Origin of the sequence: Thalassospira lucentensis (assembly GCF_011806425.1) — a bacterium.
Taxonomy (GTDB): domain Bacteria; phylum Pseudomonadota; class Alphaproteobacteria; order Rhodospirillales; family Thalassospiraceae; genus Thalassospira; species Thalassospira lucentensis_B.
This window is the reverse complement of the sequence record NZ_JAATOV010000007.1, coordinates 1-17,020: the sequence shown is the minus strand read 5'-3', so window position 1 is coordinate 17,020 and position 17,020 is coordinate 1. Positions and strand designations below refer to the sequence as shown.

Genomic DNA, 17,020 nt, shown 5'->3' with positions numbered 1-17,020 from the left:
GTAATCCACACCGCACACACAGACAGTCCGATCCGATAATTCAGCGCATTTTTTGTTTATTTTCTGAACGGTATGACGCCAGTGATCAAGGCAGTCATGTTTGTCTGGTGCAAGGAAAAGTGTAACGAAATGAGCATGTTCCGGGAAAAATGGGATGCCATCCTGAGCAAGCAGAATATTTATCACTGTGTTCCCGGCTGGATCTGATTGACTGGTATTTAGCATTTGAAACTGTCCCCACATGATTTCAACTATAAGGTTATACTAATTTAATTTTATATCAATGGTTGTTTTACCGATTTTGGGTTCTATTAATTAGGGTGAAAAGCGATTTAGTGAATTGAAAGATAAGGAAAAATAACGAATGGCTTTCTCAGCGGGCGCGGCTTTCTGTGACGTGAATGTGCACCCATTCGTCGCGGTGATGTTTTGTTGGGATTCTTGAGATTTTCCAAGAATGATTGAGGTTTGCGATGCGTCCCCATGCTATTGATTTTTAACCGGGTACCTTTCGTGGAAGACGGCATGACCGCTAAAACCATTGGTTTAGCTTGATCGCGGGAATGGCTGTTTTCCGCCAATGTAAACGTTTCAAACCTTCATGAAACTGCAACAAATACGTTATCAGACTGACTTTTAGCGTCGCTATGGTGGGGGCGTTACAGGAGTTGTTGTGAATGTCATCGAAACCCACCATGCGCGATGTTGCGCGCAAATCAGGTTTGTCCATTGCCACCGTATCGCGGGTGATTAATTTCCCCGATCAGGTGCCAGCCGAAACGGCGAAGGTCGTGACGGCGGCGATGGCGTATCTGAATTATCGGCCCAACATCAATGGCCGCCGGTTAAAGATGACCCATACCCGCACGGTCGGTGTTGTGGTGCCGACCCTTGCCAATCCGGTGTTTGCAACCGCGGTGCAGGGCATTGAGCAGGATGCCAATGCCAAGGGTCTGACGGTTCTTTTGACGTCATCAAATTATGATCCCGAACGCGAAATGGGGGCGGTTTCGGCCCTTTTGAATAATCGCGTCGATGGATTGATCCTGACGCTGGCGAATGCGGACAACAACCCGGTTGTTGATTTGCTGTTGGCGGAAAAAATCCCGTTTGTGTTGCTGTTTAACCAGCCAAGCCGTGCCGACATCGCCGCGATCAGTGTCGATAACGCGCAGTCGGCCTATGACATTACCACCGCCATGATTGCCAAAGGGCACCGGTCGCTTGCGATGGTGGCCGGGCATTTTGAAAGTTCAGACCGGTCGCGCCAACGCTATGACGGGTTTTGCCGTGCCCTTGATGATGCCGGGATCCCCCAAAAGAACCTGGTGCAGGTGCGCTTTGATGAGGCCGATTTGGTTGGCCCGTTGGGCGCGTTGCTATGTGGGCCAGAAAAGGTCACCGGGGTTGTGTGTTCAACCGACATGTTGGCGATTGCCGCGATGAATGCGTGTCGCGCACATGGATTGTCGGTGCCCGATGATGTGTCGGTTGGCGGGATTGACGGAATTTCGGTGGGTGGGCTGATCACGCCAAAGCTGTGTTCGGCAGTTCAACCCACCCAAGAGATGGGCCGGCAGGCGCTTGCATTCCTGCGCGGCCTGATCAAGGGGCAGGCAAACCCACAGAGTTTGTTGCTGCCTCATCATCTAAGCGCTGGAGAGTCCATCGGATCGTACCGTGGCACCGACCAGCACTGTTCATCAACTTGATTATAGGAAGATCAAAAGTGCGTTTCAAACAACTTGTGATGGGTGCCGCGTTTGCCGTTGTGGCGGCGCAGCCTGCTTTTGCTGACGATGTTGCGATTTGCTATAACTGTCCGCCGGAATGGGCTGACTGGGGTGGGCAGCTTAAAAACATTGCGCGCGATCTTAAGATCGATGTGCCGCAAGACAACAAAAATTCTGGCCAGACGTTGTCACAGCTTTTGGCGGAAAAAGACAATCCGGTTGCCGATGTTGCCTATTACGGCGTGTCGTTTGGCATCAAAGCCAAGCAGCAAGACGTGGTGGCGAATTATAAACCGGCCAATTTCGATAAAATCCCAGACGGCTTGAAAGATCCCGAAGGCGCGTGGTTTGCCATTCATTCAGGCACCATCGGATTGTTCGTCAATACCGAGGCGCTTGACGGTGCCGCCGTTCCGCAAAGCTGGTCGGATCTTTTGAAGCCGGAATACAAAGGCATGGTCGGGTATCTTGATCCGTCGAGTGCGTTTGTCGGCTATGCCGGGGCCGTTGCGATCAACCGTGCGATGGGCGGAACGCTTGATGATTTCACGCCGGGCATCGAATTTTTCAAGAAGCTGAAAGAAAACGATCCGATCGTGCCAAAACAGACCGCCTATGCGCGGGTTCTGTCGGGTGAAATTCCGATCCTGATCGATTACGATTTCAACGCGTACCGTGCGAAATACAAAGACGAAGCAGATGTTTCCTTTGTCATTCCGAGCGAAGGAACGGTTGCGGTGCCATACGTCATGAGCCTGGTGAAAAACGGACCGCATGCCGAGAATGGCAAAAAGGTTCTGGATTATGTGATGTCCGATGACGGGCAAGCCCATTGGGCGAATGCCTTCCTGCGTCCGGTAATTGCATCGGCGATGTCAGAAGAAGCATCCAAGAAATTCCTGCCAGCAGCCGATTATGAACGATCCAAACCGGTTGATTACGCCAAGATGGCAGAGGTTCAGTCGGGCTTTGGCGAACGTTACCTGTCTGAGGTGCGCTAAGGTGTCGTCGGTTCAAAATATTCAAGAGGGGCGTTCGCGCCCTTCTTTCCCATTTGGTTTTTTGCGCCGCGCCACCCCCGGTGCCGGAAGCCCCGCGATCTTGGCCCTTTTGATGACGCCGGGGATTATCATTGTGGCGGCGTTTTTCCTGATCCCGCTCGCACTTGTGGCGATGCGGGTGGCAGACGGGCCTGATGGGTGGGCGACCTATTTCGTGATCCTGACCAACGGGCGGTATTTTGCCAGTTTGGTTCAGACGCTTTTGATGTCGGCAGGGGTGACGTTAACCGCCCTTATCCTGTGTGGGGTTTGTGGCCTGTTTTTGGTGCGCAACCGGTTTGCCGGGCGCAATATGCTGATGGCGCTTTTGACTTTGCCGCTGTCTTTTCCGGGGACGGTTGTTGGCTTTATGGTGATTATGCTGGCGGGTCGGCAGGGCGTTATTGGCAGTGTTACGGATGCGCTGTTTGATGAGAAACTCGTCTTTGCCTATGAGATCAGCGGGCTGTTTATCGGCTATTTATACTTTTCGATCCCACGGGTGATTTTGGCGGTGATGGCATCGGCCGAGAAGCTTGATCCGCAACTTGAAGAAGCAGCACGGTCGCTTGGCGCGCCGACATGGCGGGTGATCAAGGATGTGATCCTGCCCGGTTTGATGCCCGGCCTTGTGTCGTCTGGGGCGATTTGCTTTGCCACCGCCATGGGGGCATTTGGCACGGCCTTTACGTTGGCGACCGATATCGATGTGTTGCCGATGGTGATCTATACCGAGTTTACCCGAAACGCCAATGTGGCCGTTGCCGCAGCGCTGAGCATCGCGTTGGGGGCAATGACGTGGGCGGTTCTGTTTGCCGTTCGGTGTTTTGTTGGCTCATCGGCCGATACCGCCGCACGCGGAGGAGCATGATCATGCGCCGTGATTGGAAATTTTACAGCCAGCTTGGCCTGACGGTTTTGTTGTGCCTGTTTATCGTGATCCCGGTTGGGATGTCCGCCTTGGCGGGGGTGACCGTTAATGTCTTTAAGGGGCTGTCATCGGGCTTGACGTTGCGCTGGATTATCGAGGTCTGGGACCTTTATGCCAGCAGTATCATGCTGTCGCTTTGGATTGCGTTGGTGTGTTTGGCGGTGACGTTGGTGGCCGGTGTGCCGCTGGCGTATGTGTTGGTGCGCAGGCCCGGTCGGTTGACCCGTTTGTTTGAAGAACTTTTGACCCTGCCGGTTGCGATACCGGGTTTGGCGTTGGCATTGGCGCTTTTGATTACCTATGGCGGGGTCAGTGGATACCGATCAAGCTGGCTTTTCATTTTGACCGGGCATGTGTTGTTTACCTTGCCGTTTATGGTGCGGTCCGTCGCGGCGGTGATGTCGGCGATGGATATGAAAATGCTTGAAGAAGGGGCGGCCAGCCTTGGGGCTGGGTTCTGGCGGCGGTTCTTTACCGTGATCGTGCCCAATGCCAAGCCGGGCATTCTGGCCGGTGCGTTGATGGTGGTAACCTTGTCGATTGGGGAATTCAATCTGACGTGGATGCTTCACACGCCGCTGACCAAGACGTTGCCGGTGGGGCTTGCCGATGCATATGCGTCGATGCGCCTTGAGATCGGCAGCGCCTATACCCTGATTTTCTTTATACTGATTATGCCGTTGCTGATTGCGATGCAGGCCCTTGCCGATCGAGGCAAGCGTGCGTCCAAGCGCATTGATACGGCGGAGGATACGTTATGAGCACACAGATCAGACTTCGCGATTGTGCGAAAACCTTTGGCGATGGCACACGGGCATTGGCACCGTTCGATTTGACCATCGAGGGCGGGGAAACGATTGTTTTGTTGGGCCCGTCGGGCTGTGGCAAGACGACGATTTTGCGCATGATTGCCGGGTTGGAATTCCCCGATAAGGGCGGTGTGATCACGTTTGATGGTGACGATGTGACCCATCAATCGATTGAAAAGCGCCGGGTGGGGATGGTGTTTCAGTCTTATGCGCTGTTTCCCAATATGACCGTGGCACAGAATGTTGCCTATGGCCTGAAAGTGCATGGGGTTTCGCGCGAAGAAAGCGATGCGCGGGTTAAAGATATGCTTGAAATGATGCATATCGAAATGCTGGCGGATCGGCGGATTGATCAGCTTTCGGGCGGGCAGCGCCAGCGCGTGGCCCTTGCACGGGCAATCGCGGTACAGCCGCGTGTCTTGTTGCTGGATGAGCCGTTAACCGCCCTTGATGCCAAGTTGCGTGTGCGCCTTCGTACCGAGATTAATGCCCTGTTGCGCAAGCTGGGTATTACGGCAGTTTATGTGACGCATGACCAAGAAGAAGCCATGGCGCTGGGGGATCGGATTGTGGTGATGCAAAAGGGTGAAATCGCCCAGATCGGCACACCGCGCGAGATTTACCGCAAGCCGCAAAACCCGTTCGTTGCCGACTTTGTCGGGGCGGCCAACCGGTTGGATGGGCAGATGCGCGATGGACGGCTGCATATCGGCACCCATGTTTTTGATGCGGTCGATGCGTTTGATCCACGCCACGGGGCGATCATTGATCAGGGCCCGGTTGAGCTGTTTTTCCGGGCTGATGGTCTTTCGACTTGTGACGCGGCGCGTGCCCACGTGACGGGCCGGGTTGAAGCCGTTTCGTATTTGGGGGAACGGTTGCGGTTAACCGTATCGGGGATTGGCGCGCAGGCGGTGATTGTCGATACCCATGCCGATGACGTGATTGCGCCAGGTGCTGATGTGCATTGCCAGATTAATCCGGATCGGTTGACGGTTTTCCCGGTTGGGGCTGGCGCAGGAAACAGTGCTGCAAACCAAAGTGCCCACGCTGTTTCGTAAGCACGATAGATCCTCAAGAAAGATAAAAAGATGCTGATTGCACAATTGACCGACCTGCATATCGGGGCGGGGCGCAGGCTTGCCTATCGCAAGGTGGATACGGCAGGCGCGCTTGAAAATGCGGTGGCCTATGTGATGTCGATGGAGCCGCGCCCGGATGTGGTCCTGTTTACCGGCGATATCGGTGATCTTGGCACGCCCGACGAATATGCGTTGGTCGCCGAAATCCTGAAAGACCTGACCATTCCGTATTTCATGGTGCCGGGTAATCATGATTGTCGTGCGCCGCTTTGTGCGGCGTTTCCCGATGCAACACCCGTTGCGTCGGGACAGGCGTTTGTGAATTACGTTGTTGATGATTTTGACCTGCGTCTCATTGCGCTTGATACGCTGGAGGAAGGAAAACCCGGTGGGGTTTTGCCCACCGAACAGCTTGATTGGCTGCGCGATGTGTTGGCCGAAGAAGATGAACGCGATTGCCTGATTTTCTTGCATCATCCGCCGATCCTGACGGGGATTACGCATATGGATGTGCAAAATCTTGGTGCGGGGGCGGATGGTCTGGCCGACATTGTTCGGGCACATCGCGACCGTATCCGGGCGATTATTTGCGGCCATGTGCATCGCCCGATCCATACGATCTGGGCCGGGGTGCCGTTAAGCATCGGACCGTCAGTCGCCCATCAGGTGGCATTTGATTTACGGGTTGGTGGAGCATCGGCCTTTGTGATGGAGCCGCCAGCCCTTCATTTGCATGTTTGGGATGCGGATCAGAAAAACCTGATGACGCATATGGCCTATATCGACCGCCATGACGGGCCACATCCGTTTTTTGATGAGACTGGTAAGTTGATTGTCTGAGGATAAGGTGGCGAGAAAGTCACCATAGCCTGCGATAATGCAAAAGGCCCGCCAATCTGGCGGGCCTTTTTTGAGTTTGAAGGGCAGTGGAACGCTGTTACTTGCCCACGCCAACCTTAATTGCGAGTTTGCGCAGTGGGCCGATGCGGTTGATGGCGGAAAGGCCAGCATAGCGCAGGTCGCGCAGTGTTTTGGGTTCAAACATCGAGGCGCGGTTGAGCAAATCAATGCCGCCCACCCGGGCGAGGGTTTTGGGCAGTTGTTTGCGTTCGTAGGATTTCAGCAGGGTGGTGGCGCCGATGTCATCATTGTTGAATTTGGCCTTTGCCATCAGCTGGGCCAAGGTTTCGATGTCATGCAGGCTCATATTAAGCCCCTGCGCACCGATCGGCGGAACGACATGGGCGGATTCCGCAATCAGGGCCAAGCGGGCGGAAATCAGGCGCGATGGGACTTGTGAAATCATCGGCCAGACGGCACGCGGGCTTGCGACCGTCAGGGGGCCAAACAGGTTCATGGTGTCATGGGTGATTTCAGCCGACAACGCATCGTCACTCATGGCGTTCAGATCAGATGCGCGGTCGTTGGGGACCATCCAGACAACCGACGAGCACGGCTTGCCATCCAAATCAGGCATCGGCACAAGGGTCAGCGGGCCGCCGGTGCGGTGAATTTCGGTTGAGATATTATCGTGGGGTTTGTCATGGGTGACGACAAAGACCAGCGCACTTTGATCATAGGCCCAGCGTTTATGCTTAATCCCGGCCATTTCGCGCAGCGATGAATTGCGGCCATCGGCGGCGATGACCAATTTCGCCTCAACCGTTTCGCCGTCAGATAGTTGGGCGACGCCCGCCCGTGCGGTGCCGGTAAAGCCGGTGACGGTGGTGGAAAAGCGAAATTCGACGTTATCGAGCTTTGCCAGCTTTGCCATCAGGGTGACGCGCGCAGCCTTGTTTGACACGTTCCAGCCAAAGAAACCTTGTGTGGTTTCAGCGCCATCAAAGTCGGCGGTTTCGCGCGGGGTGCGTTCGGTGCCACCGGCATCGACGATGCGCATGACGCGAAGTTCCGCACCGGTCGGTTTGATGGCATCCCAGACACCAGCTTTTTTAAGGGTTTCGATTCCCGGTTCCAAAAAGGCGGTGGTGCGCAAATCGGTGCCTTCGCCAATGTCGGCGGGGGCCGGGTCCACGATGATGATGGCATGTCCGTCTGCGGCAAGGCGTGCCGCGGCACTCATCCCGGCGATCCCGCCGCCCGCGATCAGAATATCGGTTTTGATCATCAACGTGTTCCTTGGTCTTTTGGCATCGTGCGTCAGGTGGTTTGCTGACGCCAGCAAGTTGGTATTTGGTGCGCCATGAATGGTCCGGGCAATGTGCCCGTTTGGCCCGGTGGACGCAATATTTATACGCACCCGTTTTGGCAAATGGATTGATATGGGTCGTGTGTGGGGGAAATTGTTGTGCGGTGCGGCGCGTTATGTGCGCCTGAGATGTGCCCGGACACGTGCAGAGCATTGCCGCCGGGGATAAGTTCGGGCATGGTGGCGCGAACAAAATACGTGTGGCGTGATGCGTCCTAACGCGTTGACCAAGCAAGGAATGGAAGAGCATGTCCTGGGTTTATCTGATTGCGGCAATCGGTCTTGAAGTGATCGGGACGGTGTCGCTTAAATTTTCCAACGGATTTACCGACTGGCGGTTTTCGGCGCTGAGCTTGGCCGTTTATGGCCTGAGCTTTTGGGTGTTATCCCTGACCTTGCGGGTCATCCCGGTCAGCACGGCCTATGCGGTTTGGGCCGGGCTTGGTACCGCGGCGGTGGCGATTATTGGTTTGGTGTTTTTCAAAGAACCGATGACCGCGTTAAAGGGCATTTTCCTTTTGATGATTATTGGCGGGGTTGTCGGGCTTAAGGCGATCAGCAACGAGAGCTAAGCCAAGCCCATACCATGACCAAAATAAAAGCCGGGCAGATGCCCGGCTTTATGATGTTTGGACCGTCACGGGTGCTTAGTTGGCGACTTCGAAAATGCCGTCAATTTCAACAGCAACGCCAAGCGGCAAAGAGGCCACGCCGACAGCAGAACGGGCGTGTTTGCCCGCATCGCCAAAGATTTCAACCATGGTGTCAGACGCGCCATTGACGACTTTTGGCTGATCGGTGAAGGCCGGATCGGAATTCACAAAGGCGTTCAGTTTGACAACGCGGGTGACTTTATCGAGATCGCCGATGGCCGATTTGAGCTGTGCCACCAGATTGAGCGCGCACAGGCGGGCGGCTTTTTGGCCGTCTTCCACCTGATAATCCTTGCCGAGTTTGCCAACGAATTTCAGTTCGCCATTTTCCATGGTGATCTGGCCCGAGATATGAACAAGGTTGCCCGAGACTACATAGGGCACGTAATTGGCAACCGGGGCGGTGGCGGTTGGCAGGGTGATGCCAAGATCGGCAAGATGGGCGTCAATTTTTCCAGCCATGCGAATGGATCCTTTTACTGTGGGGACGCAGAATGCTTTGGCAAACTTAGCGATCTTGCGGGCTGAACAAAACAGTTTCTTTTGGATCGCAGAACCATCGAGGGGCCGGGCGCACGGTGGGATGAGAAAAATCAATTTGCCATCGGTGGGAAAGAACCGCAGTGTTATCCGGGGTTTACGGCCGCGCGCTTATCGCCGCGTCCTTATAGCCCCCCGCACAGATCACGCATGTATCGGGTATCGATAGCAAAAAGAGAAAGCGTGGCGCGATGGGGAGGGGGAAATCACTTGGTTGGGGATGAGATTTGATGTCTTTGCGTAAGCGGATTGGGAATTTGCATGGCGGGCTTTTGGCCCTGATCGGGATTGCGATTTTATCGCCCGATGCGCTGTTGATCCGGTTGATCCATGCCGATGACATGACCGCGACCTTTTGGCGGGTGTGCTTTTTGACCATCGCACTTTTGGGGGTTGCCCTTTGGCGTGGGGTGGAGCGCGGGCAGGGAATTGTTCAGGCCATCATGCCGGGCAAAGATGAAATCCTGACCGGGATTTTTTATGCCGGGACCAGTGTTCTGTTCATCCTGTCGGTGCGCAATACCGATGCGGCCAATACCTTGGTGATTATTTCCGCAACGCCGCTTTTGGCCGGGTTGATGGGGATGTTTATTTTTAAGCGTGCGCTTCCGATGCGGACGTGGGTGGCGTCCTTGGTGGTTTTGGCCGCGTTGGTTTTGATTGTCGGTGCCGGGTTTGGCGGGGAAAATGCGCTGGGCGATATTTTGGCGCTATGTGCGGCATTTTGCATGGCCGGTTTTTTAAATGTGATCAGTGCGCGGCCCAAGATGGACGAGGTCAAAGGCATGCTGTTTGGCGCGTTTATCGCGACCCTTGCGATGGCACCCGCCGCCCAGCCGACCGAGGTTTATGGGATTGATTGGGTGTGGCTTTTGATTTTGGGGTTCTGGGTGGTGCCGGTTTCGTTCCTGTTCTTATCGGCCGGGGCGCGCAAAATTCCCGCCGCCGAGGTTGGGCTTATTATGCTGAACGAAGCGATTTTTGGGTCGCTTTTGGTGTGGTTGTTTGTTCACGAAGTGCCGAGCAAAATGACGTTTATTTGTGGGGCGGTGGTGATTGCCACCCTGATTGTGCATAGCGTTTTGGGCATGCGTGCCGGACGCCGATTGCGCGAAAGTGCCGCGGAATAGGGGCGTTTCGGACCAACTGCGCGGATCGGTTTTGATACGAGATAACAGGCGGTGTCTTTGGGCATCGCCTTTTTTATTTTGCGGGCATTTACAGGTTGGCTTCGGGGCGGGGTTCAGGTTGGCGTCAGGTTGGGTCGGTAGATGACAGGTGTCCGTCATCATGACCGACGACCTTAAGGGCCGCGCATATGTTGGCCTTCATCCCGGACCGTTTCGGGATGGCCCCAAAGGGGCGGGGTGGTTGGTCCAGCAAGCATGCGAGTATCAATGTCCCGATTTAAGTCGCCGTTTAAGCCGCCGTTTTCGCCTTTGTTTAAGCCCCTTTCGCGCATTTCATCGAAATTGCCGGCCGTTGATTACCGGGTGGTGATTGCGGTTCTGGCCCTTTATTTCGCGGTGGTTTTGAACTGGCGGGCGTTGGCGCATTTTTACGGCATTTTGGGTGGGCTTGGTGATTATGACCTTGGCTTTGCGGCCAGTGCGCCGTTTGTGTTGCTGTTTGGGTCGTTGGTTTTGTTTACGCCGTTTTCGTTCAAATACGTCCTGAAACCGTTTTTCGTGATGTTGCTGATCACAGGTGCGCTGGCCAATTATGCGATGGTGAAATATGGCATCGTGTTTGACCGCAGCATGATCGAAAATATCGTTGAAACCGACACGGTGGAGGCAGCATCCTATTTAAACCTGCAAGCGGTTTTGTGGTTTGTTTTGACCGGGATTGTGCCGGTTGTGATCCTGATTTTGATGCCGATCCGCTATCCCAAGACCATTGTGCGCGGGGTCGGGCAGCGGATTTTGATGATGCTGATCCCGTTTGTGATGCTGGGCGGGATTGCCGGGCTTTATTTCAAGGATTACGCATCGGTCGGGCGCAATCACAAGGTGCTTGGTAAGGAAGTTTCGCCGGTGAATTACGTTACCGGGACGATCAAATATACCAAACGACGGTTTTTATCATCGCAGATGCCGTTTCGCACTGTGGGCGATGATGCCCATCAGGTGGTGCAGGCAAACGCCAATGGCAAACCGACCATGATGTTTTTGCTGATTGGCGAAACCGCGCGGGCGCAAAGTGTGCAGGCCAATGGGTACGGGCGGCCAACATCGGTTTTCACGCGCGATATTCCGGGGATTTTGGCGTTTCAGAATGTGCGGTCCTGCGGGACGGCAACGGCGGTTTCGGTGCCGTGTATGTTTTCAAACATGCGTCATGATGGCTATGACGGGGAGGTTGCCCAACATAGCGAAAGCCTGATGGATGTGGTTGCCAAGGCCGGTGTTTCCGTGCTGTGGAAGGAAAATGACGGCGGGTGTAAAGGCACATGCGATCGCACCAATCACGTCACGATCAACCCGGATGACTTTCCGCAATATTGCAAGGGTGGGGCGTGCCTTGACGCGGTGATGCTGGAAGGATTGGATGACCAGATTTCGGCACTTTCGGGCGATCGGTTGATCACGTTCCATTTAATGGGCAGCCACGGGCCAACCTATTTCAAGCGCTATCCGGCAGAGTACCGGTTCTTTACCCCCGATTGTCCGCGCAGCGACATTGAAAATTGCACCCAGCAGGAATTGGTCAATACCTATGACAACACCATTCGCTATACGGATTTTGTGATTGCCGAATTGACCAAGAAACTGGCGTCATACCAGGACCGGTTTAACACGGTGCTGTTGTATGTGTCTGATCACGGGGAATCATTGGGCGAAAGCGGGATGTATTTGCACGGTGCGCCTTATATGTTTGCACCTGATGAGCAAACCCATGTGCCGATGTTTACCTGGATGTCGCCGGGTTTTGCGGCATCACGGGCGATCAACCCCGATTGCCTTGGCCAAGCCGCGAAAACGGGGCAGTTTTCCCACGACAATCTGTATTCGACCGTGTTGGGCGTGATGGGGGTTCAAACCACTGTCTATAACAAGAAGCTCGATATCTTTGCCGCCTGCGAGGACATTACGTATAGCGCGGATTTAGGGGCAGATATTAAGACCGAGCCAACCGCCAAGCTTCAGTAATCATTGTATCAATCATTGACAGATACCAGATACCTCGATTAATTGAGTTCACTCATTGAGTTTGCTCATTTAATCGAGGTGGCGATGAATTCCCGGATCAAGCAGCGTGAAGAGACCCGTCGAAAAATCCTTGCGGCTGCACGCAGCTGTTTTGACCAATTGGGTTTTGAAAACGCCTCCACACGGGCGATTGCTGCGCAGGCCGGGGTGGCTGAAGGCACGATTTTCAGCCATTTTCCGACGAAGGAAGAACTGGTTGTTGCCAGCCTTGGCGAACATATGGCCGAGGCGATTGAGCGCGGGCTTCATACGATGGAGCCCGACTGGTGCTTTGTCGACAAGTTGATGCATATCGCGTCTTATCGCTTTGCGCAGATCGCTTTTCAGCCCGGGCTGTGGCAGGTGATTTTGCAACAGGTCGTCTTTACCCCGCGCAAAGGGGCGGTGCATGACATCATGCAGGGCAGCGGGCTTTTGTGCGCGATCAAGGCGTTGATCGAAGATGCGCAACTTGACGGGGAGCTTAATCCCGACATCCCCGTCCCTTTGATCCGCAAGACGATTATGGCGCTGTTTTTGTTCACCATTCACCAGCATATCAGTCTGCAGAGTTTTGACTGCGAAGACATGTGCGCGACCTTGCGTGAATTGCTGGAAACGCAGGTGACGGGGCTTTGGGTGTGTGTGCCTGATCTTGCGGCCTGACTGTTTTTTTGATTAGTTTTTCTTCTTTAGGTGCAAAAGCGATCTAAAAGATGGTCGGATTGACGGGCGATTATTCGCCAATCAAATGCAGCACGACTTGGCGGCGATGGGGCATATGGCGGTGCTCGAACAGATAGACGCCCTGCCATGTGCCGAGCATGGCATAGCCATCGCCGACCGGAATGGTCAGCGACACATCGGTCAAGCTTGATTTGATGTGGGCGGGCATGTCGTCTGGCCCTTCGCAGGTGTGGCGATAGAGGCTGGGGTTTTCTTGCACCAGTTGGGCAAAGAAGGTTTCCAGATCAAGGCGCACATCCGGATCAGCATTTTCCTGAATGGTCAGGCTTGCCGATGTGTGTCGGACAAACACTGTTAGTTGTCCAGACCGGATGCCCGATTGGGCGACCCATGATTGGATGGGGTCGGTTATTTCGGTCAGACCCTGACCGTTGGTGCGAATTTCAAGTGTGGTCTGGTCTTGCGACAGCATGGCGGTGGCCTTCCGTCCGGGCGATGGGGCGTTAAGGCCGCATGACGGAAGGCAATGCCATATCGCATCAGGCGGCGGTTTTGATTTCGCCCTGATCGTAGAAGCGAAGGGCGGTCATGGCAAGGTTGCCAAATTCATAACTGTCATGGAGCAGGTTGGCGGTAAAGTCATCTGATGCGGCCCCAAGGGCGACGTAAAACGGCATCAAATGATCGTCCTGCGGATGGGCCATACGCGCATGCGGGGCGCGCACGCGATAATCAAGAAGGGCGTCAATATCGTGTGATTTGACCTTGTCGATCATCCAGTTGGTAAATTCGGTCGCCCATGGATCAATCGGGCCTTCGGCGTGATCAAGCGCGCGCAGATTATGGGTCATTGCACCACTGGCGATGACCAGAACGCCAAGATCACGCAAAGCGCGCAGCTTTTTACCCAGATCGAAATGATCCTTGGGGCTGCCGTTGGTCAGGATTGAAAGCTGAAACACCGGAATGTCCGCCGTTGGCCGGGCGAGGATAAGTGGCATCCATGCACCGTGGTCAAGGCCGCGGCTGTCATCGGTTTTAACCCCGATCAGATCGGCAATCTGTTGGGCCAGTTCGGGGGCACCCTTTGCCGGATACTGCAGATCATAAAGCGATTGCGGGAAGCCGTAAAAGTCGTGAATGGTTTCTTGCGTCTGCGCGGTTGAGATGGTTGGCACATCGGTTTGCCAATGGGCCGATACCATCAAAATCGCCCGCACACCGTCCAGATGACGGCCAAGGTCCCCGATAAAGAAATCAAAGGCTGGCGTGCTTTGACGCGCAACCAGCATCGGCGAACCGTGGGAGATAAAGAGGGGGGATAAGCTTAAAGCAGCGTTTGGGGACGATGCTTTGGGGGTGTTTTGGGATGCGTTGGTCATAATCGGGCACCTCGGTCAATGAGATCATTTGCCGTAACTATGGTGCCAAAGCGAAATTCTGACCATACGCTGTTCGTCAACAGTCTGTTGCCGATGCCTGTACTGCCCAAACCCTATGGGGTGCGATAAGGTTTGGGCAATAGGGTCCCAAGCATCGGCAACAGGTGTTGTATCTTAGTGCTTAGCGGCGACGGCCAAACAGCAGCAGAAGCACACCAGCAACGATGCCAGCGATCCCGCCAATCAGATACCAGATGGTTTCATCGGTATAGCGGCCAACGAGCGTTTCGGAAATCTGATCAACAGCGCTTTCCGATGCGTTATAGCCGGTGACCAAAAGGCCAATGCCGATAACGAGGATAACAACGCCGAGAATGCGACCGATGGACATGATGTTTTCTCCTGTTTTGTGCAATTTTTATTTGAGAGATAATTTTCAAATATATGCGGTAGCTAGGGTCTGAACCCAATTCAATGCTTGAAATGGTCGTGAGGAATGTGTGCGGATATCAGGAGCTTCACCGCAGCAAGGCTTGCTGCCTTGCAAGGTGATGCGACGTAATAGCCCGTGCAAATTCCTCCGATCCGAAGGACATCAGGACACTCTGCGACCTGCTGCGTCAATCCCCTTGCCCGGGGCAACACCCCGCGCGGCGGAGATTTCCTTGCATGTCTTGCTTGTTCTGATGCCATTTTAAACATTGAATTGGGTTCAGACCCTAGGACAACGTCGGTTGATAGCAAGTTGTTCCCAACTTGTTCGCGCGTGAAGACGATTTAGGCACATTTAATGCGGTTTCATTGTGCCAGTGCCGTTCGATCAAACGTTGAATGATAGATGATATGGGATCGAAAGGATTGGAAAACTTGAAGAAAAACGAAATTTAGGTCAGTCTAATTTTATAATGCACACCCTTTAAGATCGCATGCTCCATGGAAGAGACCATAATTCCCAAAAAACAAACCGTCGAGAGATCGTTTTTTACCCTCGACGGGGTCGCGCGTAAGGATCGGTTCGACGTTTGGAAAGACAGCATCAGCTGTATTTACGACGTTGATGCGCCCCGTGATATCAGAAGCGAAGATTTTGCCGCCAATCTGACGTCGTGGCGGCACCAAGATATGTTGATGATCCAGGCGCAAAGCCGGTCACAACGGTTTGTGCGGTCTTCACAGATGTTCGCGCGCGACGGCATGGATCACTATAACATTCAGATTTATACCGATGGTGTTGTGCAAAGCGAGTTGGGCCGCGGGGGGACGTCGCTTGGCCATGGGGGTGGTTTTCTGTTGCTTGATTGCGCGCAGCATACCGAGGCCCAGACCAGTGAATTTGACTCTTTGCATCTGTTTATTCCGCGGCAGCCTTTGGAAGAGCGGCTGATCAATCCAGATGACCACAATCTTCGATTTTTGACGGCCAATGATCCAATCGTGCGGCTTGCCCACGATCAAATCATGACATTGCACAACAATATCGATTTTCTCGAAGATGATCAGATTGCTGTTTTAAAGCAAACCATCGTGATGCTGTTGGCCAATTCGATGAATTCGGCCTATCGGGAAACAGCCGAGATGCATGCGCAACGTCAGGACATCGAAAAGCAGGTTATGATCCGACGGTATTTCCGCGACAATTTGTTGTCACCGGATTTGACGCCTGAGAAGGCGGCATCCGATCTTGGCGTTTCGCGGGCGGCGTTGTATCGCCTTTTTGATGCCTATGGCGGGGTGAAAAACCACGTGCGCGACATGCGTTTAAAGCATGGTCTTAAGCTTTTGAACGATCCGAAACAGGTTCATCGGTCAGTCTATGATATCGGGTTGGAATGTGGCTATACATCGGATGCCAGTTTCATCCGTGCGTTTCGGGCGAAATATGACATTACTCCGGGCGATGTGCGGGCAGGTCATCGGCCGACACCTGCGGCCAAGCGTGTCAGTAATGCGATTGATACCCGCTACGAAAACTGGTTGCATTCGTTGGGCTAACGGCTTGTCATCCCTAGAAATTAAGCAGGCAGCCTGCTGGCCGCTTCTGCCATACGATCCGTTTTCTTAGTTCCTGCCCGATGATCCGGTTGGGCAGATATCGGCGGAAAACCCAATTACCGCGAGAATTTCGACATCTTGGTTGGCCAAAGAGGCCAAAAGGCGACGTCCCGCCCGTTGATTTGGCACCAAGGCAATCTGTGCCAGTCCGAGATAGGACTGAATGAGGGCGCCAAGGGCCGGCAGATTTTGGTCAATGACCACGATGGGTAAGGGAGCTTGCGGTAAGGGAGTTCGCAGCGAAGGGTGCGCATCGTTTACCGGAAAGCAGGAGCATTCCTGTGTCGCGCGTATCGTCGTTCCTGACTGCATCAGAGCGCCTTTTATGGTTTCAATGCGTCTACATGACCCATTGTGTTTATTTCAAAGGCTTCATTTTAGCAGAAAGAAAATTGCCCAATATGCAGAACGTCTCAGAATGTATGCAGAACGTCTCAATTTTCGGGGTAAAGACGCATTTGGGGCGTTTTGTTGGGCTGATTTTCAAGAAAAGGGGTGATGACGGTTTGAAGATCGAGCGATAGCCTTTTGTTGCGAAATAGGCTGGTCGTGACCCTTCACCATTCACCAACCACAAACACCCCCGATGTGTGGTCGGGGGTGTTTGTGGTTATGCCGGTTGTTTGGTGCCCGGTGTTTTGATGTCGGTTGTTAGAACGGCATCGACATGCTGATTTCAACCGTGCTGCTGTCGGAATTGTCGGCAATATC

General features: G+C 53.9%; 17 protein-coding genes. 11 read left to right on the top strand and 6 right to left on the bottom strand.

What is annotated here, in order from left to right:
- The first annotated feature begins 677 nt into the window (after window positions 1–677).
- Genes HCZ99_RS18210 through HCZ99_RS18185 form a run of 6 tightly spaced genes read left to right on the top strand, consistent with a single transcriptional unit; the run spans window position 678 to window position 6,435 of the window.
- Window positions 678–1,712: a LacI family DNA-binding transcriptional regulator gene (locus HCZ99_RS18210; RefSeq protein ID WP_167448448.1), complete on the top strand. Its 1,035-nt coding sequence runs from the start codon at window positions 678–680 to the stop codon at window positions 1,710–1,712.
- 17 nt (window positions 1,713–1,729) lie between these two features.
- Window positions 1,730–2,734, top strand: a complete 1,005-nt coding sequence (locus HCZ99_RS18205; RefSeq protein ID WP_167448447.1) for an ABC transporter substrate-binding protein — start codon at window positions 1,730–1,732, stop codon at window positions 2,732–2,734.
- Window position 2,735: 1 nt separating this feature from the next.
- Window positions 2,736–3,644, top strand: coding sequence for an ABC transporter permease (locus HCZ99_RS18200; RefSeq protein WP_368484281.1), 909 nt, complete (start codon window positions 2,736–2,738; stop codon window positions 3,642–3,644).
- A 2-nt stretch (window positions 3,645–3,646) separates the two neighbouring features.
- Window positions 3,647–4,465 carry an ABC transporter permease gene (locus HCZ99_RS18195; RefSeq protein WP_167448446.1) on the top strand — a complete coding sequence of 273 codons (819 nt, stop codon included), beginning with the start codon at window positions 3,647–3,649 and terminating at the stop codon, window positions 4,463–4,465.
- Window positions 4,462–5,574, top strand: coding sequence for an ABC transporter ATP-binding protein (locus HCZ99_RS18190; protein ID WP_167448445.1), 1,113 nt, complete (start codon window positions 4,462–4,464; stop codon window positions 5,572–5,574). Before HCZ99_RS18195 ends, HCZ99_RS18190 begins: the two co-directional genes overlap by 4 nt.
- 30 nt (window positions 5,575–5,604) lie before the next feature.
- Complete coding sequence (locus HCZ99_RS18185) at window positions 5,605–6,435, top strand: phosphodiesterase (protein WP_167448444.1); 831 nt, start codon at window positions 5,605–5,607, stop codon at window positions 6,433–6,435.
- 97 nt (window positions 6,436–6,532) lie between these two features.
- On the opposite strand, the gene HCZ99_RS18180 is transcribed toward HCZ99_RS18185, so the two are convergent.
- On the bottom strand, window positions 6,533–7,723 hold the full coding sequence (locus HCZ99_RS18180; protein WP_167448443.1) for an FAD-dependent oxidoreductase: 1,191 nt from the start codon (window positions 7,721–7,723) through the stop codon (window positions 6,533–6,535).
- 329 nt (window positions 7,724–8,052) lie between these two features.
- Between HCZ99_RS18180 and HCZ99_RS18175 the strand changes: the two genes are divergently transcribed.
- Window positions 8,053–8,376, top strand: coding sequence for a DMT family transporter (locus tag HCZ99_RS18175; RefSeq protein WP_167448442.1), 324 nt, complete (start codon window positions 8,053–8,055; stop codon window positions 8,374–8,376).
- Between the two features lie 75 nt (window positions 8,377–8,451).
- On the opposite strand, the gene HCZ99_RS18170 is transcribed toward HCZ99_RS18175, so the two are convergent.
- A complete protein-coding gene (locus HCZ99_RS18170) occupies window positions 8,452–8,919 on the bottom strand; it encodes a RidA family protein (protein ID WP_167448441.1) in 468 nt (155 codons plus the stop codon).
- Between the two features lie 308 nt (window positions 8,920–9,227).
- Here HCZ99_RS18170 and HCZ99_RS18165 point away from each other — a divergent pair, with 308 nt between their 5' ends.
- From HCZ99_RS18165 to HCZ99_RS18155, 3 genes are all read left to right on the top strand, one after another.
- Entirely contained in the window at window positions 9,228–10,127 is a 900-nt protein-coding gene (locus HCZ99_RS18165) for a DMT family transporter (RefSeq protein WP_167448440.1), read from the top strand.
- A gap of 267 nt (window positions 10,128–10,394) precedes the next feature.
- On the top strand, window positions 10,395–12,149 hold the full coding sequence (locus HCZ99_RS18160; RefSeq protein ID WP_167448439.1) for a phosphoethanolamine transferase: 1,755 nt from the start codon (window positions 10,395–10,397) through the stop codon (window positions 12,147–12,149).
- 42 nt (window positions 12,150–12,191) lie between these two features.
- Entirely contained in the window at window positions 12,192–12,854 is a 663-nt protein-coding gene (locus tag HCZ99_RS18155; RefSeq protein ID WP_254869739.1) for a TetR/AcrR family transcriptional regulator, read from the top strand.
- A gap of 70 nt (window positions 12,855–12,924) precedes the next feature.
- On the opposite strand, the gene HCZ99_RS18150 is transcribed toward HCZ99_RS18155, so the two are convergent.
- The 3 genes from HCZ99_RS18150 to HCZ99_RS18140 all read right to left on the bottom strand — a co-directional run bounded on the left by HCZ99_RS18150 (window position 12,925) and on the right by HCZ99_RS18140 (window position 14,648).
- Window positions 12,925–13,347: a secondary thiamine-phosphate synthase enzyme YjbQ gene (locus tag HCZ99_RS18150; protein ID WP_175581577.1), complete on the bottom strand. Its 423-nt coding sequence runs from the start codon at window positions 13,345–13,347 to the stop codon at window positions 12,925–12,927.
- 67 nt (window positions 13,348–13,414) lie between these two features.
- Window positions 13,415–14,257 carry a DODA-type extradiol aromatic ring-opening family dioxygenase gene (locus HCZ99_RS18145; protein ID WP_167448438.1) on the bottom strand — a complete coding sequence of 281 codons (843 nt, stop codon included), beginning with the start codon at window positions 14,255–14,257 and terminating at the stop codon, window positions 13,415–13,417.
- A 181-nt stretch (window positions 14,258–14,438) separates the two neighbouring features.
- On the bottom strand, window positions 14,439–14,648 hold the full coding sequence (locus tag HCZ99_RS18140) for a DUF3185 family protein (RefSeq protein ID WP_167448437.1): 210 nt from the start codon (window positions 14,646–14,648) through the stop codon (window positions 14,439–14,441).
- 542 nt (window positions 14,649–15,190) lie between these two features.
- Between HCZ99_RS18140 and HCZ99_RS18135 the strand changes: the two genes are divergently transcribed.
- Window positions 15,191–16,249 (top strand): helix-turn-helix domain-containing protein, encoded by a 1,059-nt coding sequence (locus HCZ99_RS18135; RefSeq protein ID WP_167448436.1) that lies wholly within the window; start codon window positions 15,191–15,193, stop codon window positions 16,247–16,249.
- A gap of 66 nt (window positions 16,250–16,315) precedes the next feature.
- Here HCZ99_RS18135 and HCZ99_RS18130 read toward each other — a convergent pair whose 3' ends face one another.
- Window positions 16,316–16,513: a hypothetical protein gene (locus HCZ99_RS18130; protein WP_167448435.1), complete on the bottom strand. Its 198-nt coding sequence runs from the start codon at window positions 16,511–16,513 to the stop codon at window positions 16,316–16,318.
- Window positions 16,514–17,020 lie beyond the last annotated feature (507 nt).